The 17,889-nt window shown below is 72.1% G+C and carries 16 protein-coding genes and 1 pseudogene; 7 read left to right on the top strand and 10 right to left on the bottom strand.

Annotated features, from left to right (window positions below; translation table 11 throughout):
• Positions 1-51 precede the first annotated feature (51 nt).
• A complete protein-coding gene (locus tag ACFWVP_RS31820; RefSeq protein WP_384501448.1) occupies positions 52-4,749 on the bottom strand; it encodes a DEAD/DEAH box helicase in 4,698 nt (1,565 codons plus the stop codon).
• 102 nt (positions 4,750-4,851) lie between these two features.
• Here ACFWVP_RS31820 and ACFWVP_RS31815 point away from each other — a divergent pair, with 102 nt between their 5' ends.
• Genes ACFWVP_RS31815 through ACFWVP_RS31805 form a run of 3 tightly spaced genes read left to right on the top strand, consistent with a single transcriptional unit; the run spans position 4,852 to position 6,822 of the window.
• Positions 4,852-5,715: an AraC family transcriptional regulator gene (locus tag ACFWVP_RS31815; RefSeq protein ID WP_384501447.1), complete on the top strand. Its 864-nt coding sequence runs from the start codon at positions 4,852-4,854 to the stop codon at positions 5,713-5,715.
• Between the two features lie 10 nt (positions 5,716-5,725).
• Complete coding sequence (locus ACFWVP_RS31810) at positions 5,726-6,520, top strand: AzlC family ABC transporter permease (RefSeq protein ID WP_384501446.1); 795 nt, start codon at positions 5,726-5,728, stop codon at positions 6,518-6,520.
• Entirely contained in the window at positions 6,517-6,822 is a 306-nt protein-coding gene (locus ACFWVP_RS31805; RefSeq protein WP_384501445.1) for an AzlD domain-containing protein, read from the top strand. Before ACFWVP_RS31810 ends, ACFWVP_RS31805 begins: the two co-directional genes overlap by 4 nt.
• 13 nt (positions 6,823-6,835) lie before the next feature.
• On the opposite strand, the gene ACFWVP_RS31800 is transcribed toward ACFWVP_RS31805, so the two are convergent.
• Positions 6,836-7,750: a hypothetical protein gene (locus ACFWVP_RS31800; protein WP_384501444.1), complete on the bottom strand. Its 915-nt coding sequence runs from the start codon at positions 7,748-7,750 to the stop codon at positions 6,836-6,838.
• An 80-nt stretch (positions 7,751-7,830) separates the two neighbouring features.
• Here ACFWVP_RS31800 and ACFWVP_RS31795 point away from each other — a divergent pair, with 80 nt between their 5' ends.
• Together ACFWVP_RS31795 and ACFWVP_RS31790 are read left to right on the top strand one after the other, a co-directional pair.
• Entirely contained in the window at positions 7,831-8,025 is a 195-nt protein-coding gene (locus tag ACFWVP_RS31795) for a DUF3046 domain-containing protein (RefSeq protein ID WP_384501443.1), read from the top strand.
• Positions 8,026-8,188: 163 nt separating this feature from the next.
• Positions 8,189-9,322, top strand: coding sequence for an AI-2E family transporter (locus tag ACFWVP_RS31790; protein WP_384501461.1), 1,134 nt, complete (start codon positions 8,189-8,191; stop codon positions 9,320-9,322).
• Between the two features lie 66 nt (positions 9,323-9,388).
• On the opposite strand, the pseudogene ACFWVP_RS31785 reads toward ACFWVP_RS31790, so the two are convergent.
• Positions 9,389-9,771 (bottom strand): annotated as a pseudogene (locus ACFWVP_RS31785) (short-chain dehydrogenase); the annotation flags it as partial.
• A gap of 403 nt (positions 9,772-10,174) precedes the next feature.
• On the opposite strand from ACFWVP_RS31785, the gene recA reads away from it, so the two are divergent.
• Together recA and recX are read left to right on the top strand one after the other, a co-directional pair.
• Positions 10,175-11,308: a recombinase RecA gene (gene recA, locus ACFWVP_RS31780; RefSeq protein WP_384501442.1), complete on the top strand. Its 1,134-nt coding sequence runs from the start codon at positions 10,175-10,177 to the stop codon at positions 11,306-11,308.
• Between the two features lie 3 nt (positions 11,309-11,311).
• On the top strand, positions 11,312-12,004 hold the full coding sequence (gene recX / locus ACFWVP_RS31775) for a recombination regulator RecX (protein WP_384501441.1): 693 nt from the start codon (positions 11,312-11,314) through the stop codon (positions 12,002-12,004).
• A gap of 391 nt (positions 12,005-12,395) precedes the next feature.
• Here recX and ACFWVP_RS31770 read toward each other — a convergent pair whose 3' ends face one another.
• The 7 genes from ACFWVP_RS31770 to ACFWVP_RS31740 all read right to left on the bottom strand — a co-directional run bounded on the left by ACFWVP_RS31770 (position 12,396) and on the right by ACFWVP_RS31740 (position 17,770).
• The gene (locus tag ACFWVP_RS31770) at positions 12,396-13,091 is read right to left on the bottom strand and encodes a hypothetical protein (RefSeq protein WP_384501440.1); all 696 of its coding nucleotides are present in this window, start codon (positions 13,089-13,091) and stop codon (positions 12,396-12,398) included.
• A gap of 114 nt (positions 13,092-13,205) precedes the next feature.
• Positions 13,206-13,634: a rhodanese-like domain-containing protein gene (locus tag ACFWVP_RS31765; protein WP_384501439.1), complete on the bottom strand. Its 429-nt coding sequence runs from the start codon at positions 13,632-13,634 to the stop codon at positions 13,206-13,208.
• Positions 13,631-14,176 (bottom strand): cysteine dioxygenase, encoded by a 546-nt coding sequence (locus ACFWVP_RS31760; RefSeq protein ID WP_384501438.1) that lies wholly within the window; start codon positions 14,174-14,176, stop codon positions 13,631-13,633. Before ACFWVP_RS31760 ends, ACFWVP_RS31765 begins: the two co-directional genes overlap by 4 nt.
• A 72-nt stretch (positions 14,177-14,248) precedes the next feature.
• Complete coding sequence (locus ACFWVP_RS31755; protein ID WP_311605579.1) at positions 14,249-14,335, bottom strand: putative leader peptide; 87 nt, start codon at positions 14,333-14,335, stop codon at positions 14,249-14,251.
• 32 nt (positions 14,336-14,367) lie between these two features.
• Entirely contained in the window at positions 14,368-16,002 is a 1,635-nt protein-coding gene (locus ACFWVP_RS31750; RefSeq protein WP_384501437.1) for an FAD-dependent monooxygenase, read from the bottom strand.
• Between the two features lie 188 nt (positions 16,003-16,190).
• Positions 16,191-17,105 carry an amino acid ABC transporter permease gene (locus ACFWVP_RS31745; RefSeq protein ID WP_384501436.1) on the bottom strand — a complete coding sequence of 305 codons (915 nt, stop codon included), beginning with the start codon at positions 17,103-17,105 and terminating at the stop codon, positions 16,191-16,193.
• Positions 17,102-17,770, bottom strand: coding sequence for an amino acid ABC transporter permease (locus tag ACFWVP_RS31740; RefSeq protein ID WP_384501435.1), 669 nt, complete (start codon positions 17,768-17,770; stop codon positions 17,102-17,104). Before ACFWVP_RS31740 ends, ACFWVP_RS31745 begins: the two co-directional genes overlap by 4 nt.
• Between the last annotated feature and the right edge of the window lie 119 nt (positions 17,771-17,889).

Below are 17,889 nucleotides of genomic sequence, written 5' to 3'. Positions count from 1 at the left end.
CGGGCGCCGGGCTCGTACGTGGGCGAGGACCGGGCGCTCCCCCTCCCGGTCTCAGGCGCGCAGACGCAGCCCCTTCGGCGTGGCGAGGAAGCCGGCCGCCTCCAGGGTGCGGCCCAGGGGGGAGGTGAGGGACGAGACGCCGTTGGTGCGCTCCACCGTGACCGTGCCGAGCGTCCCCGCGCGGGCCGCCGACGCGAGCGCCTCCGCCGCCGCGACGAGTGCCGGGTCGGAGGGGTCGGCCGGCCAGGCCAGCAGTGACTTGCCGCCGCGCTCCATGTACAGCGTCAGCTCGCCTTCGACGAGGACGACCAGCGCCCCCGCCTTGCGGCCCGGCTTGTGCCCCGCGCCGTCCGGGGACTCGGGCCAGGGCAGCGCGGCGCCGTACGCGTTGGCCGGGTCGGCCGCCGCGAGGACCAGCGCGCGGGGTGCCGCGCCGGGGTCCCTGCGGTCGCGGGCGGTGGACGCGGCCCGCAGCCGGTCCACGGCACCGTCCATCGCGAACTGGGCCGCTCCCAGACCCTCGACGACATACCCGCGGCGCGCCTGCCCGCTGTCCTCGAAAGCGGCGAGGATGCGGTACGTCGCCGAGAACCCGCCCTCGACGCCCTCGGCCTGCACCGCGCCGCGGGTCACCACACCGTGGCGGTCGAGGAGCGTCCGGGCCAGGGCATGCGCGCGGTGGGTCGGCTCGGGCTCGGCCGGAGGCAGCAGCGACCAGCGTCCCGACACGGTCGGCGGGCCGGTGCGGGACGTCGGACGGGCGGCCGCGGTGAGTGACCCGTAACGGCCGCGCGGCACGCTGCGCTTCGCGCGGTGCGCGGTGGAACCCGCCGTGCGTCCCGAGCCGAGGAGCGAGCGCAGCGGGGCGAGGGTGTCGTTGGTGAGACGGCCGGACCAGACCAGGTCCCAGAGGATTTCGGCCAGTTGGGTGTCCGTGCAGTCCGGGTGGGTGGTGAAGCGCACCTGGTCGGCGATCTGCCGGAAGAAGAGTCCGTAACCGCCGGAGAGGACGGTGAGGACCGATTCGTGCAGTGCGGTCTGCTCCAGCGGATGGGGCGGCGGCAGGAGCAGGGGCGCGCTGTCGGCGAGGTAGAGGGACAGCCACCCGTCCTTACCGGGGAGCGATCCCGCGCCGGCCCAGACGACCTCGCCGGTGGTCGTGAGCTCGTCGAGCAGGGCGGGGGAGTACCCCGCGACACGGCTCGGCAGGATCAGCTTCTCCAGCGCCGACGCGGGGACCGGGGCGCCCTGCAACTGCTCGATGGCACGGGCCAGTCCGTCGATCCCGCGCAGGCTGTTGTCGCCGAGGTGCTGCCACTGGGGCAGGAAGCCCGCCAGCGCGGCCGGGGGCACCGGCTCCAGCTCCTCGCGGAGAGCGGCGAGCGAACGGCGGCGCAGTCGCCGCAGCACGGTGGCGTCGCACCACTCCTGGCCGATGCCCGCAGGATGGAACTCGCCCTGGACGACCCGGCCCGACGCGGCGAGCCGCTGCAGCGCCCCCTCGGTGACGGCGGTACCGAGGCCGAAGCGGCCCGCGGCCCGGGTCGTGGTGAACGGGCCGTGCGTACGCGCGTGACGGGCGAGCAGGTCGCCGAGCGGATCCTTCACCGGCTCGGTGAATGCCTCGGGAACACCGACGGGCAGCGCGGTGCCGAGCGCGTCCCGCAGCCGGCCCGCGTCCTCGACCGCCGCCCAGTGCGCGGATCCGCCGATGCGTACCCGGATGGCCCGTCTGGCCGTCTCCAACTCCCCCGCCCACTGCGGCTCCGCGCCGCGCCCGGCGAGCTCGGCGTCGGTGAGCGGGCCGAGGACACGCAGGAGATCGGCGACACCCTCGACGTCCTTGATCCTCCTGTCCTCGGTCAGCCACTGCAGCTCCCGCTCCAGCTCACTCAGGACATCGGCGTCCAGCAGCTCGCGGAGCTCCGCCTGTCCGAGCAGCTCGGCCAGCAGGTGGGAGTCGAGCGAGAGCGCGGCCGCCCGCCGCTCGGCGAGCGGGGAGTCGCCCTCGTACAGGAACTGCGCGACGTAGCCGAAGAGGAGCGAGCGGGCGAACGGCGACGGCTCCGGGGTGGTCACCTCGACCAGGCGGATGCGGCGCGCCTCCAGATCGCCCATCAGCTCCGTCAGCCCGGGGACGTCGAAGACGTCCTGGAGGCACTCCCGGACCGCCTCCAGGACGATCGGGAAGGAACCGAATTCGGAGGCCACCTGGAGCAGTTGCGACGCGCGCTGGCGCTGCTGCCAGAGCGGGGTGCGCTTGCCCGGGCTGCGCCTGGGCAACAGCAGTGCACGCGCCGCACATTCGCGGAACCGGGAGGCGAACAGGGCCGAACCGCCCACCTGTTCGGTGACGACCTGGCCGATCTCCCCCTTGTCGAAGACCACATCGGCGGCACCCAGGGGTGGCTGGTCGCTGTCGAATCCGGCACCGGGGAAGACCGGTTCCGGAGCACGGGGTGCCTCCTGGCCGGGATCCGCCTGGACGGGATCGAAGTCCAGGAGATCCGAACCCATCAGGTCGGCGTCGGGCAGGCGCAGCACGATGCCGTCGTCCGCGTGCATGACCTGGGCGTCCATGCCGTACCGCTCGCCGAGCCGGGCGGACAGGGCGAGTGCCCACGGGGCGTGCACCTGGGCGCCGAACGGCGAATGCACCACGACCCGCCAGTCACCCAGCTCGTCGCGGAACCGCTCGACGAGGATCGTCCGGTCGTCGGGGACATGGCCGCAGGCCCGCCGCTGCTCGTCCAGGTACGACAGGATGTTGTCCGCCGCCCAGGCGTCGAGGCCCGCGGCGAGCAGGCGGAGCCGGGCGTCCTCGGGGGACAGCCCGCCGACCTCCCGCAGGAACGCGCCCAGCGCACGGCCCAGCTCCAGCGGGCGGCCCAGCTGGTCGCCCTTCCAGAACGGCAGGCGTCCCGGCACGCCGGGGGCAGGCGTGACGAGGACCCGGTCCCTGGTGATGTCCTCGATCCGCCAGGACGTCGTGCCCAGGGTGAAGACGTCGCCGACCCGCGACTCGTACACCATCTCCTCGTCCAGCTCACCGACCCGCCCGCCGCCCTTCTTCGGATCGGAGCCGGCGAGGAAGACGCCGAAGAGGCCACGGTCGGGAATGGTGCCGCCCGAGGTGACGGCGAGCCGCTGGGCGCCCGGGCGGCCCGTGACCGTGCCGGCGACGCGGTCCCACACCACGCGGGGGCGCAGCTCCGCGAAGGCGTCGGACGGATAGCGCCCGGCGAGCATGTCGAGCACGGCGGTGAACGCGGATTCGGGGAGCGAGGCGAACGGCGCGGCACGGCGGACGAGGGCCAGCAGGTCGTCCGCCTGCCGGGTGTCGAGCGCGACCACGGCGACGATCTGCTGGGCGAGCACGTCCAGCGGGTTGGACGGGATGCGCAGCGCCTCGATGGCGCCCACCCGCATCCGTTCGGTGACGACGGCCGCCTGGACCAGGTCTCCCCGGTATTTGGGGAAGACGACGCCGGTGGACACGGCACCCACCTGGTGCCCGGCGCGGCCCACCCGCTGCAGCCCCGAGGCGACGGACGGCGGCGACTCGACCTGGATCACCAGATCGACCGCACCCATGTCGATGCCCAGCTCCAGGCTCGACGTGGCGACCACGGCGGGCAGCCGGCCAGCCTTGAGATCCTCCTCGACCTGGGAGCGCTGCTCCTTGGAGACGGAGCCGTGGTGCGCGCGGGCCAGGAGCGCGGGCGCCCCCTTGGCCGCCCCGGACTGAGCCATGATCTCCGCGGGGGAGTGGGCCTCCGGCAGCGGTCCGACGGACGTCTGCTCGTCGAACACGGTGCCCGTCGCCCGCTCGTACGCGATCTCGTTGAGCCGGTTGCACAGGCGCTCCGCCAGCCGCCGCGAATTGGCGAACACGATCGTGGAGCGGTGCGCCTGGACGAGATCGGCGATGCGCTCCTCGACATGCGGCCAGATCGACGGTTTGTCCGACTGGCCGGACCCGCTGTCGGTGGCCGGGGAGCCGCCCAGCTCACCGAGGTCCTCCACCGGGACGACGACGGAGAGGTCGAACTCCTTGGCCGACGGGGGCTGGACGATCTCCACCCGTCGCTGCGGCGAAAGGAACCGCGCCACCTCGTCGACCGGACGGACCGTCGCCGACAGGCCGATACGACGGGCGGGCCGCGGCAGCAGCTCGTCCAGGCGCTCCAGGGACACGGCGAGATGGGCACCACGCTTCGTGCCCGCGACGGCGTGGACCTCGTCCAGGATGACCGTCTCGACCCCCGCCAGCGCCTCCCGGGCCGACGAGGTGAGCATCAGGAACAGCGACTCGGGAGTGGTGATGAGGATGTCCGGCGGCCTCGTCGCCATCGAGCGGCGCTCGGCCGGCGGGGTGTCGCCGGAACGGATCCCCACCCGAACCTCCGGCTCGGGCAGCCCCAGCCGCACCGACTCCTGGCGGATGCCCGTCAGTGGCGAGCGCAGATTGCGCTCCACGTCGACCGCGAGCGCCTTCAGGGGCGACACGTACAGCACGCGGCAGCGCTTCTTGGCCTCCGCGGGTGGTGGGACGGCCGCCAGCCGGTCCAGCGAGGCGAGGAAGGCGGCGAGCGTCTTCCCCGATCCGGTCGGTGCGACGACCAGCACGTCGGAACCCTCGCCGATGGCCCGCCACGCGCCCTCCTGCGCCGCGGTGGGCGCGTCGAAGGCACCCGTGAACCAGCTACGGGTCGCGGGCGAGAAAGAATCGAGTGCGGAACCGGCCATGCCACCCATCGTGCACCCCGGCACCGACAACGGGCGGCGAACATGCCCGGACGCTCCCGTCCCGAACTGCGGACGCGGTTTTGGACCTGCGAGAATGCCGGTATGGCGGCAGCGGACGCATCCAAGGAGTGGGCGAGGTACTGGCAGTACGCGGAACTGCCCGAACTCGATCTGCTCCGCGCCCGGTACGTCCGCCACACCTTCCCGCGCCACACCCACGAGGGCTACGTCTTCGGCACGATCAGCCAGGGCGTCGAGGACGTCGGACTGCCCGACGGCACCGTGCACGCCGGTCCCGGCATGGTCGTCATGATCAACCCGGAGGTGCCGCACACGGCCCGCGCCGGAGTGCCGGAGGGATGGGTGTACGCGACGCTCTACCCCTCCGCACAGGTGATCAACGACATCGCGGCCGACCTGACGAGCCTGCGCGGCACCGTCGGCTTCGCGCGGACCAGCGCCGTGGACCCGCAGGCCGCCCGGCTGATCCCGGAGGTCCACCGGGCGGCGGAGGAGGGCAACGCGCTGGCGGCCGACAGCGTCCTGCGCGTCATGGTCGCCGGACTGCTCGACCGCCACGGCATCGTGCTGCCCGCCAGGGCACTCCACTCCGCCGGCGCCCGCGACGCCGCCCGCGCGCGAGCCGTACTGGAGGAGCGGATGGACCGGCCGCCGACCCTGGAGAGGCTCGCAGCCGAGCTGGGCACCCGGCCGTTCGCACTGCTGCGGGCCTTCAAGAAGCAGTACGGGATGCCCCCGCACACCTGGCTCACCGACGCCCGGGTGCGCCGGGCGCGGCGCATGCTCGACGCGGGGACCGCGCCCGCCGCGGCGGCCACCGCCGTCGGCTTCGCCGACCAGCCGCACCTCAACCGTCACTTCACCCGGATCGTGGGAGTGCCTCCCGGCGCCTACCAGCGCGAACGTGCAAGAACGTACAAGACCGGCCACGCCCCCTCCCCGTAACGTGCCGGGCGTGGCAGAACGAACAGCACCCCCTCAGAGCGCCGGCGTGCCCGGCGGCACGGCCGATGTCCCACGCGCGCCCGCGGGGAAGCCGGACTCCGCGGTCCTCCGGGACGCCCTCGGCGTCGGTACAGCCGTGGGGCTCTCCGGCTTCGCCTTCGGCGTCACCTCCGCCGGATCCGGACTGACCCTGCTGCAGACCTGCGCGCTCAGCCTCCTCGTCTTCACCGGCGCCTCACAGTTCGCCCTGGTCGGCGCGCTCGCGGCCGGCGGCAATCCGTACACCGCGGCGGCCGGGGCGTTCTTCCTGGGCGTACGCAACGCCTTCTACGGGCTGCGGCTGTCCCAGCTGCTCTCCCTGCCACGCGCGCTGCGCCCGTTCGCCGCCCAGTGGGTCATCGACGAGACGACCGCGGTCACCCTGGCCCAGCCCACCCGCCGTGCCGCCCGCATCGGCTTCACCGTCACCGGGCTCAGCCTCTACGTCCTCTGGAACCTGACCACGCTGGTCGGTGCCCTCGGGGCGGAGGCCCTCGGCGACACCGACACCTGGGGGCTGGACGCGGCGAGCCCGGCCGTGTTCCTGGCCCTGCTCGCGCCGATGCTGAGGACCACCGGGGAACGCCTTACGGCGGGGCTCGCGGTCCTGCCGGCGCTGGGACTGCTGCCGGTCCTGCCGGCGGGCGTGCCCGTTCTCCTGTCGGCCCTGGCCGCCCCCGTCGTGCTCTTCCTGACGGGACGCGGGAAGAAGGACACGGACCGGACCGTCACCGACCGTACGACGACGACCCGGGAGGGCCGATGAACATCTGGATCGCCATCGGGCTCACCGCCGCGGGCTGCTACCTCGCGAAGCTCCTGGGGCTGCTCGTCCCCGCCGGAACGCTGGAGCGGCCCCTCGTACAACGGCTGGCAGCGCTCCTTCCCGTGGCGCTGCTCGCGGCCCTCACCGCCCAGCAGACGTTCGGCGACGGCCAACAGCTGATGCTGGACGCCCGGGCCGCGGGGCTCGCCGCAGCGGCCCTGGCACTCGTCCTGCGGGCCCCCTTCCTCGTCGTGGTCGGCGCCGCCGTCGTGGTCACCGCAGGGGTACGCGCCCTGGCGTAGGCACCGTCGCGGATCAGCGGAGACCACGTCCGTACGCCCGGAGGGTCTGCACGGCCTTGAGCGTCACGATCGGGCGCCCCTCCAGGGCCGTACCGGGAGCCCACTGCCGCCAGCTCACCGGCCAGCCCCCGTCCTCCTCCTGCTCGCCCGACAGATGGTCCAGGGAGGCCTCCAGCTCGGCATCGCTGAACCAGCGGCGCGCGAACGACCCTGGGGTGCGGGCGTAGTCGTACGGGAAGTGGTGTTCCCCCGGCGCGTAACCGGGCGCCACCGGGTACTCGGCCCGCCGCAGCGGATCCAGCACCACCAGACGCTGCTCATGGACCAGGTGCCCCAGCCGGTCGGCGGCGGCCTCCGCGCGTGCCCGGTCCGGGACGCCGTCCAGGAAGGCGACGGCCGCCTCGATCTCGTACGGGTGCGACTGCTCCAGCGCGTCGACGGCGGCCCAGCAGAAGTCCGTGGCGCGGAACAGCCAGGCGTGCCACACCTGGTTGCGGTGCAGCAGCCCGACCACGGGCCCCGTCGCCAGCAGTTCGGCGGGCGGGTCGTCGACGACAGGGATGAACGGGGCGGCGGGATAACCGCGCTGGGAGGGGTGGAGGGCGGGCAGAGCTCCCTCCTTCGTCGACACCTCGGTCAGGTAGCGGCAGATCCGCTCGACGCGCATACCACCGCAACGCCCGATCGAGTCGAGGACGCTCAGGGCGTGCGCGGTGTGCAGCGGCTGGCTCACCGGCCCACGCAGGTCGGGTTCGAGCGCGTGACCGTAGCCACCGTCCTCGTTCAGGTAGGCGGCGAGTGCGGTCTCCACGGCGTCCGCGCTCCCGTCCAGGAAGAGATGGGCGAACCGCCGCTGTTCGAGGACACGGGCGGTGAGCCAGATGAACTGCTCGGCGCGGGCGAGGGTGTTTGCTCCGGTTCCAGCCATGGACCGACCGTAGAGGGCGAAGCACCGCCGAAAGGGCCCACCCGGCTCGGCTGCACTCTCAGGAGCGGGATACTGAAGGCATGCGGTTGACGATTTTCTGGGAGCGGATGGCGGACCACTTCGGTGAGGGGTACGCCGATTCCTTCGCGCGCGACCATGTGATGACCGAGCTCGGGGGCCGTACGGTGCACGAGGCACTGGCCGCCGGCTGGGAGACCAAGGACGTCTGGCGCGGGGTCTGTTCGGCGGTCGGCATTCCGGCCGACAAGCGCTGAGCACCACGGCCCCGCCGGCGGGCACGGCGACCCGGTCCTGGCTGTCGCAGCGGTGAGCGAGACTGGTCCCGTGGCACCGACAGACGAGACCGCCCAGACCCAGCCGCCCGAACAGCCGCCCGTCCCGCCGACCGGCCCGCAGCCCGGCCCCGGCCCCGTCCGCATGCCCGGCTGGCTGCCGCGCGCGATGGTCATGGCACTGGCGCTCTACGGGTGCTTCCAGCTCGGCAGCTGGGCGTTCGACCAGCTCATCGGACTGCTGACCAACATCCTCATCGCGTTCTTCCTGGCCCTCGCGATCGAACCCGCGGTCAGCCGCATGGCCGGGCGCGGGATGCGTCGCGGGCTCGCCACCTTCGTGGTCTTCCTCGGCGTGCTGATCGCCGGGGCCGGCTTCGTCGTCCTGCTGGGGTCGATGCTCGCGGGCCAGATCGTCGACATGGTCGAGGACTTCCCCCAGTACCTCGACTCGGTGATCAACTGGGTCAACGAGACCTTCCGCACCGACCTCTCCCGGGTCGAGGTGCAGGACAGCCTGCTGCACTCCGACTGGCTCCAGAGATACGTCCAGAACAGTGCGACCGGAGTGCTCGACGTCTCCACCACCGTGCTCGGCGGGCTCTTCCGGCTGCTGACGATCTTCCTGTTCTCGTTCTACTTCGCGGCCGACGGCCCCCGGCTGAGGCGTGCGCTGTGCTCCGTGCTGCCGCCCGCCCGGCAGGCCGAGGTGCTGCGTGCCTGGGAGATCGCGGTCGACAAGACCGGCGGCTACCTCTACTCGCGCGGACTGATGGCACTGATCTCCGGCGCCGCGCACTACGTCCTGCTGGTGATCCTCGGGGTGCCCTACGCTCCGGCGCTCGCGGTCTGGGTCGGCCTGGTCTCCCAGTTCATCCCCACGATCGGCACGTACCTGGCCGGTGCGCTCCCCATGCTGATCGCCTTCACCGTCGACCCCTGGTACGCGCTGTGGATGCTCGGATTCGTCGTGGTCTACCAGCAGTTCGAGAACTACGTGCTGCAGCCGAAGCTCACCTCCAGGACGGTCGACATCCACCCTGCCGTCGCCTTCGGATCGGTGGTCGCGGGCACCGCGCTGATGGGAGCGGTCGGAGCCCTGATCGCCATCCCGGCCATCGCGACCCTTCAGGCGTTCCTGGGCGCGTACGTGAAGCGCTACGCCGTCACGGACGACCCGAGGATGCACAGCGGCCACCGGTGGAGCCGCGGCGAGTCGGTGCTGACGCGGATCCGCCGGGCGATCACGAGCCGTCGGGAACACGACCGGGAAGGGTGAGACGTGGGCCTGCCGGACGGCGTCGGGGGTGGTCAGGGGTGGTGGCCGGACGGCGTCGGGTGGTGGTCAGCGGTAGCCGGTGACATCGGCCGGCAGCCCGGGGTCCTGGACCTCCGTGACGTATCTCCACGCGTCGGGCCGGCTGCCGTCGAGATCGGTGACGCCGTGGACCGGCGCCAACTGCCCGCTCGACAGCGACCGCCCGTTGTGGCGCGCCACCACCGGGTCCCGCGCCAGTGCGGTCACGGCCCGCCCGACGAACGCGGGTGACTCGGAGATGACGGAGTGGGGCGAGCGGGCGACGGCGTCACGCCGGTTCGCCCCGGTGACGCCGTGGGCCTGGAGCACGGCCTCGGACCGATGGCGGCCCGGGGTGAGCGATACGGCGGCCCCCCGTGCGGCCCCAGCTCGTGCGTCGGCGTGGACGCCATCCAGTTCACCGCGGCCTTGCCGCCCGCCTCGCCGACGAATGCGGCGGTCTCCTCGATGGTCTCGGGCCGGTCCATCTCCGGCCGCCCGGATCCGCTCGTGCGCACCACTGGGACCACTCGGAGGTGTCGTCGGAGGTGGGGTGTCGTCGTCATGGCGCCAGAAAATAGCATGACGCTCGTCACTTTGAATTGACGTGATGGTGATCGACTGTTATAAGGCGGTACTCTCGGCCGCATCGGCCCCGCGTGGTGCGCTTGACACCGAAATCGAACATCCATTCTCATGGAATTCCGGCCGGGTTTTCCCGGGCCCGGCCGCGGAGTTGTCCACAGGCCGGGAGGACGTCGATGCCCATTGTCAGTGGCAGGGGTTAGCGTCTGTGACGTGAAGCGATCGACTCAAGCAAATCGGGTGGAACCCATGGCAGGAACCGACCGCGAGAAGGCGCTGGACGCCGCACTCGCACAGATTGAACGGCAATTCGGCAAGGGCGCGGTGATGCGCCTGGGTGAGCGGCCGAACGAGCCGATCGAGGTGATCCCCACCGGATCGACCGCGCTGGACGTGGCGCTCGGTGTCGGCGGTCTGCCGCGCGGCCGTGTGGTGGAGGTGTACGGGCCGGAGTCCTCCGGCAAGACGACGCTGACGCTGCACGCCGTGGCGAACGCGCAGAAGCTCGGCGGATCGGTGGCCTTCATCGACGCCGAGCACGCCCTCGACCCCGAGTACGCGAAGAAGCTCGGCGTCGACATCGACAACCTCATCCTGTCGCAGCCGGACAACGGCGAACAGGCGCTGGAGATCGTCGACATGCTGGTGCGCTCCGGTGCGCTGGACCTGATCGTCATCGACTCCGTCGCGGCGCTCGTGCCCCGTGCGGAGATCGAGGGCGAGATGGGTGACTCGCACGTGGGTCTGCAGGCCCGCCTGATGAGCCAGGCGCTCCGTAAGATCACCAGCGCGCTCAACCAGTCCAAGACCACCGCGATCTTCATCAACCAGCTCCGCGAGAAGATCGGTGTGATGTTCGGCTCGCCGGAGACCACGACCGGTGGCCGGGCGCTGAAGTTCTACGCGTCGGTGCGTCTGGACATCCGGCGTATCGAGACGCTGAAGGACGGTACCGACGCCGTCGGTAACCGCACCCGCGTCAAGGTCGTCAAGAACAAGGTCGCGCCGCCGTTCAAGCAGGCGGAGTTCGACATCCTCTACGGCCAGGGCATCAGCCGTGAGGGCGGCCTGATCGACATGGGCGTGGACCACGGCTTCGTCCGCAAGGCCGGCGCCTGGTACACGTACGAGGGCGACCAGCTCGGCCAGGGCAAGGAGAACGCCCGCAACTTCCTCAAGGACAATCCCGATCTCGCCAATGAGATCGAGAAGAAGATCCTGGAGAAGCTCGGCATCGGTGTCCGTCCGGCGGACCCGGTGACGGAGGCGCCCGCCGCCACCACCGCCGATGCCGCGGCCGTGACGGCCGACGGGGCCGCGAAGTCGGTGCCCGCTCCCGCGGCCAAGGCCAAGCCCGCCAAGACGGCGGCGGCCAAGAGCTAGGCCGTGACGCGTCGTACGGAGTGGTCGGGCACCGGCATGGGAGCGGATCCCGGCCCTGAATTGGCCGCGGAGTCCGCCGAAGGCTCTCCGGGACCCGGCCGGGGGGCCGGGTTCGGCGAGGGGGCGGGCCGGCGTACCCGCTCCCGCTCAAGAAGCAGCGGTTCCCCCTCCTCGTCGAGGGCCGAGAAGGGGGAACCGCGAGACCCGGTCGAGCAGGCGCGCGACATCTGTCTGAGGCTGCTCACCGGAACCCCGCGGACCCGTAAGCAACTCGCCGACGCCTTGCGCAAACGGGAGATCCCCGACGAGGCGGCGGAGGAAGTGCTGTCGCGCTTCGTGGATGTCGGGCTGATCGACGACGCGGCGTTCGCGGACGCCTGGGTCGAGTCCCGGCACCACGGCAGAGGGCTGGCCCGTCGTGCTCTCGCACGCGAGCTGCGCACCAAGGGGGTGGACTCCGCCGTGATCGACGAGGCGGTGGGGCAGCTCGATCCGGAGCAGGAGGAGGAGACCGCCAGGGAGCTGGTGGCGCGCAAGCTCCGCTCCACGCGCGGACTGGACCGCGACAAGCGCCTGCGTCGGCTGGCGGGCATGCTCGCGCGCAAGGGATACGGGGAGGGCATGGCCCTGCGCGTGGTGCGCCAGGCACTCGAAGCGGAGGGCGAGGACACGGAGGGGCTGGACGAGCCGTTCTGAACGGGGGCGCACCAGGGGGCGACGACGGGGGTGGGGCCACGGGGGGATCGCGGGGTCGGGACCACGTGCGACGGGGGCGAGGGGGACAGGGAAGGCGCCGTACGGGGGCGGTGCGACGGGGCGGTGCAGCGGTGGCGGAGGGGGCCACCGCTGCCCAGCCGTCCGAGGCCGGTCTCGGCCTTGAGGCCGTCCCCCCGGCCCTGGGCGAGCGTTCCTTAGGGGCCGGCCGCCCTTCGGGGCGAGCCGTTCGTCGGAGCAGGTGTCCTGGCCGGGACGTGCTGTCAGTTCACGACGCGCGCCCCTCGGCCGAGGGGGCGAGCGGTTCGCCGAAAGCCGGTGCCCCGGCCTGGGGTTACTCGTCCGTCGAGGGGCGGGCCGGGGGTGGTCCCCTTCAGTGTCCGGCCAGGGACGCCCGGCGGATCGTCGCGTCGAGCAGTGACAGGGCGTCCGAGGCGGTGCGGCCGGGGTGCCGGTTCCAGGGGCCGATCAGACCGGTCCAGCCCTGTGAACGCAGCTCGGTGATCAGCCAGGCTCCGGCTCGGTCCACGGTGTCGAGGGAGCCGTAGCCGAGCCTGTGCGCGGTCAGCATGGCCCCGCACAGGCACCGGGCACCGCGGGCGTTGCGCAGCCGGTACGGGGTGTTCTGCCAGCCCCACTCGGTCAGGACCTGCCGTGCGTAGCCGAGGTGGACGGAGGGCCGCACATCGGGCTGCCCGACGCGGCGCCAGGTGTGGAGGCGCTCGGGCAGCACCGCGCCCAGCCTCCCGGGGAGCCGTCGTTCCCCCGGAGGCCGGGCGGGCAGCGCCCGCAGCGATTCGTCGATCAGGCGGTCCACCGGCAGGGACAGCAGGACCCGCCAGTCGGACGGAGCCTCGGGCGGGGGCAGGGTCCGTGCCGCAGCCCCACCCGTGGCGGGAACCGGCAGGACCGGCTCGGGCGTGGTGCGCTCCCAGCCCGTGACGATCCGCTGCCACACCTCCGTGTCATGGAGCCGGGAAGCCTGTGCATCGAGCTCATCGGGGTCGAGCCGATCAGAGCTACACCGGTCGGGGCTGCTCCGGTCCTGGCTGAGACGAACGGTTTCCATCAGCGCGGCATCTCCGTACATTCCGATCCTCAGTGATGAGGCGAATGTCCGTCGCGCGAGTGGATCGCTCCACCGGGGAGCAGCGTTCGGGTGTGTCAGAGGGTCATTCGGCCGTCATTCGGCCCTGCCCGGGGTCGGGAGTGCGACCGGGAGCCCTGCCGCGCGCCAGGCCTGGAAGCCGCCGATCAGGTCCGTGACCCTGCGCAGTCCCAGCTGGCGCAGGGAGGCGACCGCGAGGCTCGACGCGTACCCCTCGTTGCAGATCACCACCACCGGCAGATCGTGGCTCACCGCCTCCGGAGCGCGGTGGCTGCCCAGCGGGTCGAGCCGCCACTCCAGCTCGTTGCGCTCGATGACCAGCGCCCCGGGGATGAGGCCGTCCTGCTCTCGCAGGGCCGCGTAACGGATGTCCACCAGCAGCGCCCCCTCGGCCGACGCGGCAGCGGCCTCCGCCGGGCCGATCCGCTCGTAGCCGGCCCGGGTCCGCTCCAGCAGTTCGTCGATCCCGACCCGCTCCGCACGGTCCTGCTGTGTGCCGCTCACTGCCAGTCCTCCGGGCGCTCGGTCTGCTCCAGGCGGAGCACCGCACCCGCACGGCTGTACCGGCGGATCTGCGGAAGGGGCGGGTAGTAGGCGTGCACGGACACGGCGTGCGCGTCCCCGGACTCGTTCAGCACCTCGTGCACATGGTGTTGTCCGAAGGCCCTGCCCCGCCCCGTGGCCAGCTCCCGCGTCCGGTCGACGCCCTCGTTCAGTTCGAGGGTCTTCCAGCCGTCGGTGGGCAGCCGGGCGGCCAGCGAGTGCTCCCTGAGAGCGCCCGCGGCGACGGTGAACGCGCCGATCGACTCGGCGTGGTCGTGCCAGCCGGTGCCTGTGCCGGGCGGCCAGCCGATCAGCCAGGCCTCACTGCCGCCGGGGCCGTCGAGCCGGAGCCAGGTGCGGCCCTCGGGATCGAGCGGGAGCGTGGCGACGAGTGCGGGATCGTCAGCGGTGCGGCGGACGAAGTCGAAAAGTTCCGCGGCGGTCGGGCCGGAGACGTCGGCAACGGGCGCGGGCGCGGGCGGGAAAGGCGTGGGTGCAGACACGGGGACCGTCCTGGGAGTTCGCGTGGGAGCGCGGTGGTGCGGGAAACAGCACGGCGCGGCGGAAGCGGCGAGTCAGCAGGACGGGCGACACACGCAGCCCGCATAGCGGACCAGGTCCATATGGACCCTCCGCCACAGGCGCACATCGGTGTCGGTCATGGTCTGGAGTACACCATGTGCGCCTGAGACGGTCAATTGACGTCTGCGGTCCGGTCGGAGCCCGTGGGAGTGTGCTCCTCGTCCGGCTGCGCCGTGGTGACAGGACCCCCGCGCGCCGCGTCCGCCGCGGCGAAGAGCTCCGCCGCACGGACCCCGCTGAAGGCCGCCACGAGGTGTCCGTCCGGCCTGACCAGCAGCACGGTGTGCGCCGTCGCCCCGGGATAGCTCTCCGTCACCAGGAGCTCGGCCTTCACGGGCAGGGCGTCCACGGCCTCCACGAGCCGGGGCATGACCCCCGCGGTCAGCCAGTGCCGCCGGTCCCACACCCCGGTGCCCGGCGCGACCAGGACCACCAGCAGATGCCCCAGCCCCAGGCGTTCGCGCAGCCGCACCGTCTTCCCGTCCGGTGCCGTCACCCGCACATCGGTGACCGGCGCACCGGGGGGCGTACCCACCGGGGTGTGTGCGCCGGCGTGTGGAGGCGAGAGGGGGGAGTACGTGTACGAGGGGGGCGCGCCGAGAGGGCCGCACCCCAGGTGACCATCGGCCAGCAGGGTGTCGTGCCCGCGTGCGCTGCCCGGTACCAGCGTCCGCAGACCCGCGCCGCCCCGCAGTATCGGCAGCGACTGGTCGGCGGCGCGCAGCCGGGAGGCGACCGCGGCCCTGCGCTCCGCCTGGTAGCTGTCGAGCAGCACCTCGGAGGCGTCCTGGTGCCAGGCCTGGGCCAGCTTCCAGGCAAGGTTCTCCGCGTCCCGCAGTCCCTCGTCCAGGCCCTGGGTGCCGAGTGCCCCCAGGAGGTGGGCGGCGTCCCCGGCCAGGAAGGCCCGCTTCGACCGCCACCGCCGGGCCAGCCGGTGGTGCAGCGTGTAGACGCCGGTGTCCAGCAGCTCGTAGGCCGGGGTCTCCCCGCACCAGCCCGCAAGCGTGTCGCGGATCCGGGTGATCAGGGCGTCGGGGGTGACGAGCTCGCCGCGCGGTGGAAGGAGCCAGTCCAGCCGCCACACACCGTCCGGGAGCGGCCGGGCGGTGACCTCGGCACCTCCGGTACGCCAGGGCGGTGCCCGGTGCAGCACGGCCTCGCCGGGCCACGGGAGTTCGGCGCGGAGGGCGGCGACGGCGTGCCGCTCCACCGCCGTCCGGCCGGGGAACCTGATGTCCAGAAGCTTGCGCACGGTGGACCTGGCGCCGTCGCAGCCGACCAGATAACTTCCGCGCCACCAGGTCGAACCGGGCTCCCTTGTGTGCACGGTAACACCGTCCGGGTCCTGCTCCAGCGTGTCGATCCGGCTGAACGGCACCATGCGTACCAGGCTCTGCGCGGCGACCGAGGTCCGCAGGCTCCGGGTGAGGGCGTGCTGCGGCAGGTGGACGGGCGCGGGCAGCGGGACCGCGCCCTCCTCGTCACCGAGGGAGACGGCGCGTACCAGTTGCTTGCGCCGCACCGACCGCCAGCCGGTCCAGCGCATCCCCTCGTCGTGGAGAGCGGAGCAGCCGAGGCGTACGACCAGGTCCGCGGTGTCCTCGCGCAGTACGACGGTGCGGGCGGGGCGCGGTTCTTCCCTCCCGGGCCCTTCGTCGAGGACGACGGTGGGGACGCCCTGGGCCGCGAGGGCGAGCGACAGCGCCAGCCCGACCGGGCCGGCGCCGACGACGATCACCGGGTCCACGGTGCGAGACCTCCAACGCCGGCAGTCGGAACAGGGAGGGAGGCGGGGGTGGCGGCGGCGGAGGTTCGGGGCGCGATCACAGAACGTATGCAACCTACTGCCGGTGCTTGCGTCAAGTGACACCGGAACGTGGCGGGGGGCGCGGCAACTGCGCCGGCGCCCCCCGTGGGTCAACTGTCGACGGACCGTCAGGTCGCGCGCCCGTCCTCGATCACGAGCGGCGCCTTGCCGATGGTCCCGACGCCCCCGTCAGGTCCGGTACCGACCATGGCTCCCGTGCTCTTCTTCCCCCGCCGCAGCCTGCCTTCGAGCCAGCCGGCGAACGAGGTGAGGGCGAAGTTCACCGCGATGAAGATCAGCGCGATGATCGTGAAGCACGCGATGGTGTTCGCCCCGTAGTTCGCGCTCATCGGACGGACCGACGCGAGCAGCTCGGGGAAGGTGAGCACCGCGCCGCCGAGAGCGGTGTCCTTCACGATGACCACGATCTGGCTGACGATCGCGGGCAGCATGGCGGTGACCGACTGCGGCAGCAGCACGTACCGCATGGTCTGGCCCTTGCGCATGCCGATCGCCTTCGCGGCGTCGGTCTGCCCCTGCGGGAGGGACAGGATCCCGGCCCGGACGATCTCGGCGAGGACCGAGGCGTTGTACAGCACGAGACCCGTGACGACGGCGTACAGCGGGCGCACGTCGCTGGCGATGTCGGTGAACTCCGAGAACGCGGCGTTCGCCGTGATCATCAGGATCAGCACGGGGATGGCGCGGAAGAACTCCACGACGATGCCGGACGGCATGCGCACCGACCGGTGCTCCGAGAGCCGTCCGATACCGAACAGCGCACCGAGCGGCAGCGCGATCAACAGGGCGAAGAACGCCGCCTTGAGTGTGTTCTGGAGGCCCGGCCAGATGTAGGTCTCCCACGGCTGGGAGCTGGTGAAGAACGGCTCCCACTTGACCCAGTCGAGCTGGTGTTTCTCGTCGAGGCTGCTGTAGACCCACCACGCGACGGCCGCGACGGCCACCACGAAGACGACGGTGTACAGGATGTTGCGCTGCTTGGCGCGGGGACCCTGTGCGTCGAAGAGTACGGACGTCGTCATCGCTTCACCGCCACCTTCTTGCTCACCCAGCCGAGGAGGAGCCCGGTCGGGAGGGTGAGGCAGATGAATCCGAACGCGAAGATGGCGGAGATCAGAATCAGCTGTGCCTCTGCTTCGATCATGTCCTTCATCAGGTACGCCGCCTCGACGACACCGATCGCCGCGGCGACGGTGGTGTTCTTGGTCAGCGCGATCAGCACGTTGGCAAGCGGGTTCACGACCGAACGGAAGGCCTGCGGGAGGATGATCAGCCGCAGCACCTGGGTGAAGCTCAGCCCGAGTGCCCGTGCCGCCTCGGCCTGGCCCGCCGGCACCGTGTTGATGCCCGAGCGCAGCGCCTCGCAGACGAAGGCGGCCGTGTAGAGGGCGAGCGCGAGTACCGCGAGCCGGAAGTTGATGGTCTCGAAGTTGTCGCCGCCTCCGAGGGTGACCTGCAAGGTCTGGAAGAGGCCCAGCGACGCGAAGACGATGATCACGGTCAGCGGGATGTTACGGACAACATTCACATAAGCGGTACCGAACCCGCGCATCAGGGGGACCGGGCCGACCCGCATACCGGCCAGCAGCGTTCCCCATATGAGGGAACCGAGGGCGGAGTAGACGGTGAGTTTCACCGTCACCCAGAAGGCCCCCAGTAGGTCGTAACCTTCAAGAAAGTCGAACACGATCTCCCGTGCTTCCAGGTGTGGGGAGGGTTCGGTGGGGGGGCGCGCCGGGGGGGCCCCCCCCCCCGCTGTCGTGATCCGCTCGGGCCGGCAGAGGCCCGGACGGCCGGAAGCCCGGA

This window comes from Streptomyces sp. NPDC058637, from assembly GCF_042717325.1.
GTDB lineage: Bacteria > Actinomycetota > Actinomycetes > Streptomycetales > Streptomycetaceae > Streptomyces.
This window is presented reverse-complemented; position numbering and strand designations above follow the sequence as displayed.

Coding starts and splice junctions, on each gene's coding strand:
- ACFWVP_RS31820 (WP_384501448.1), bottom strand. CDS start 4,749: ATGGCCGGTTCCGCACTCGATTCTTTCTCGCCCGCGACCCGTAGCTGG.
- ACFWVP_RS31815 (WP_384501447.1), top strand. CDS start 4,852: ATGGCGGCAGCGGACGCATCCAAGGAGTGGGCGAGGTACTGGCAGTAC.
- ACFWVP_RS31805 (WP_384501445.1), top strand. CDS start 6,517: ATGAACATCTGGATCGCCATCGGGCTCACCGCCGCGGGCTGCTACCTC.
- ACFWVP_RS31800 (WP_384501444.1), bottom strand. CDS start 7,750: ATGGCTGGAACCGGAGCAAACACCCTCGCCCGCGCCGAGCAGTTCATC.
- ACFWVP_RS31795 (WP_384501443.1), top strand. CDS start 7,831: ATGCGGTTGACGATTTTCTGGGAGCGGATGGCGGACCACTTCGGTGAG.
- ACFWVP_RS31790 (WP_384501461.1), top strand. CDS start 8,189: ATGCCCGGCTGGCTGCCGCGCGCGATGGTCATGGCACTGGCGCTCTAC.
- recA (WP_384501442.1), top strand. CDS start 10,175: ATGGCAGGAACCGACCGCGAGAAGGCGCTGGACGCCGCACTCGCACAG.
- ACFWVP_RS31770 (WP_384501440.1), bottom strand. CDS start 13,091: ATGGAAACCGTTCGTCTCAGCCAGGACCGGAGCAGCCCCGACCGGTGT.
- ACFWVP_RS31755 (WP_311605579.1), bottom strand. CDS start 14,335: ATGACCGACACCGATGTGCGCCTGTGGCGGAGGGTCCATATGGACCTG.
- ACFWVP_RS31745 (WP_384501436.1), bottom strand. CDS start 17,105: ATGACGACGTCCGTACTCTTCGACGCACAGGGTCCCCGCGCCAAGCAG.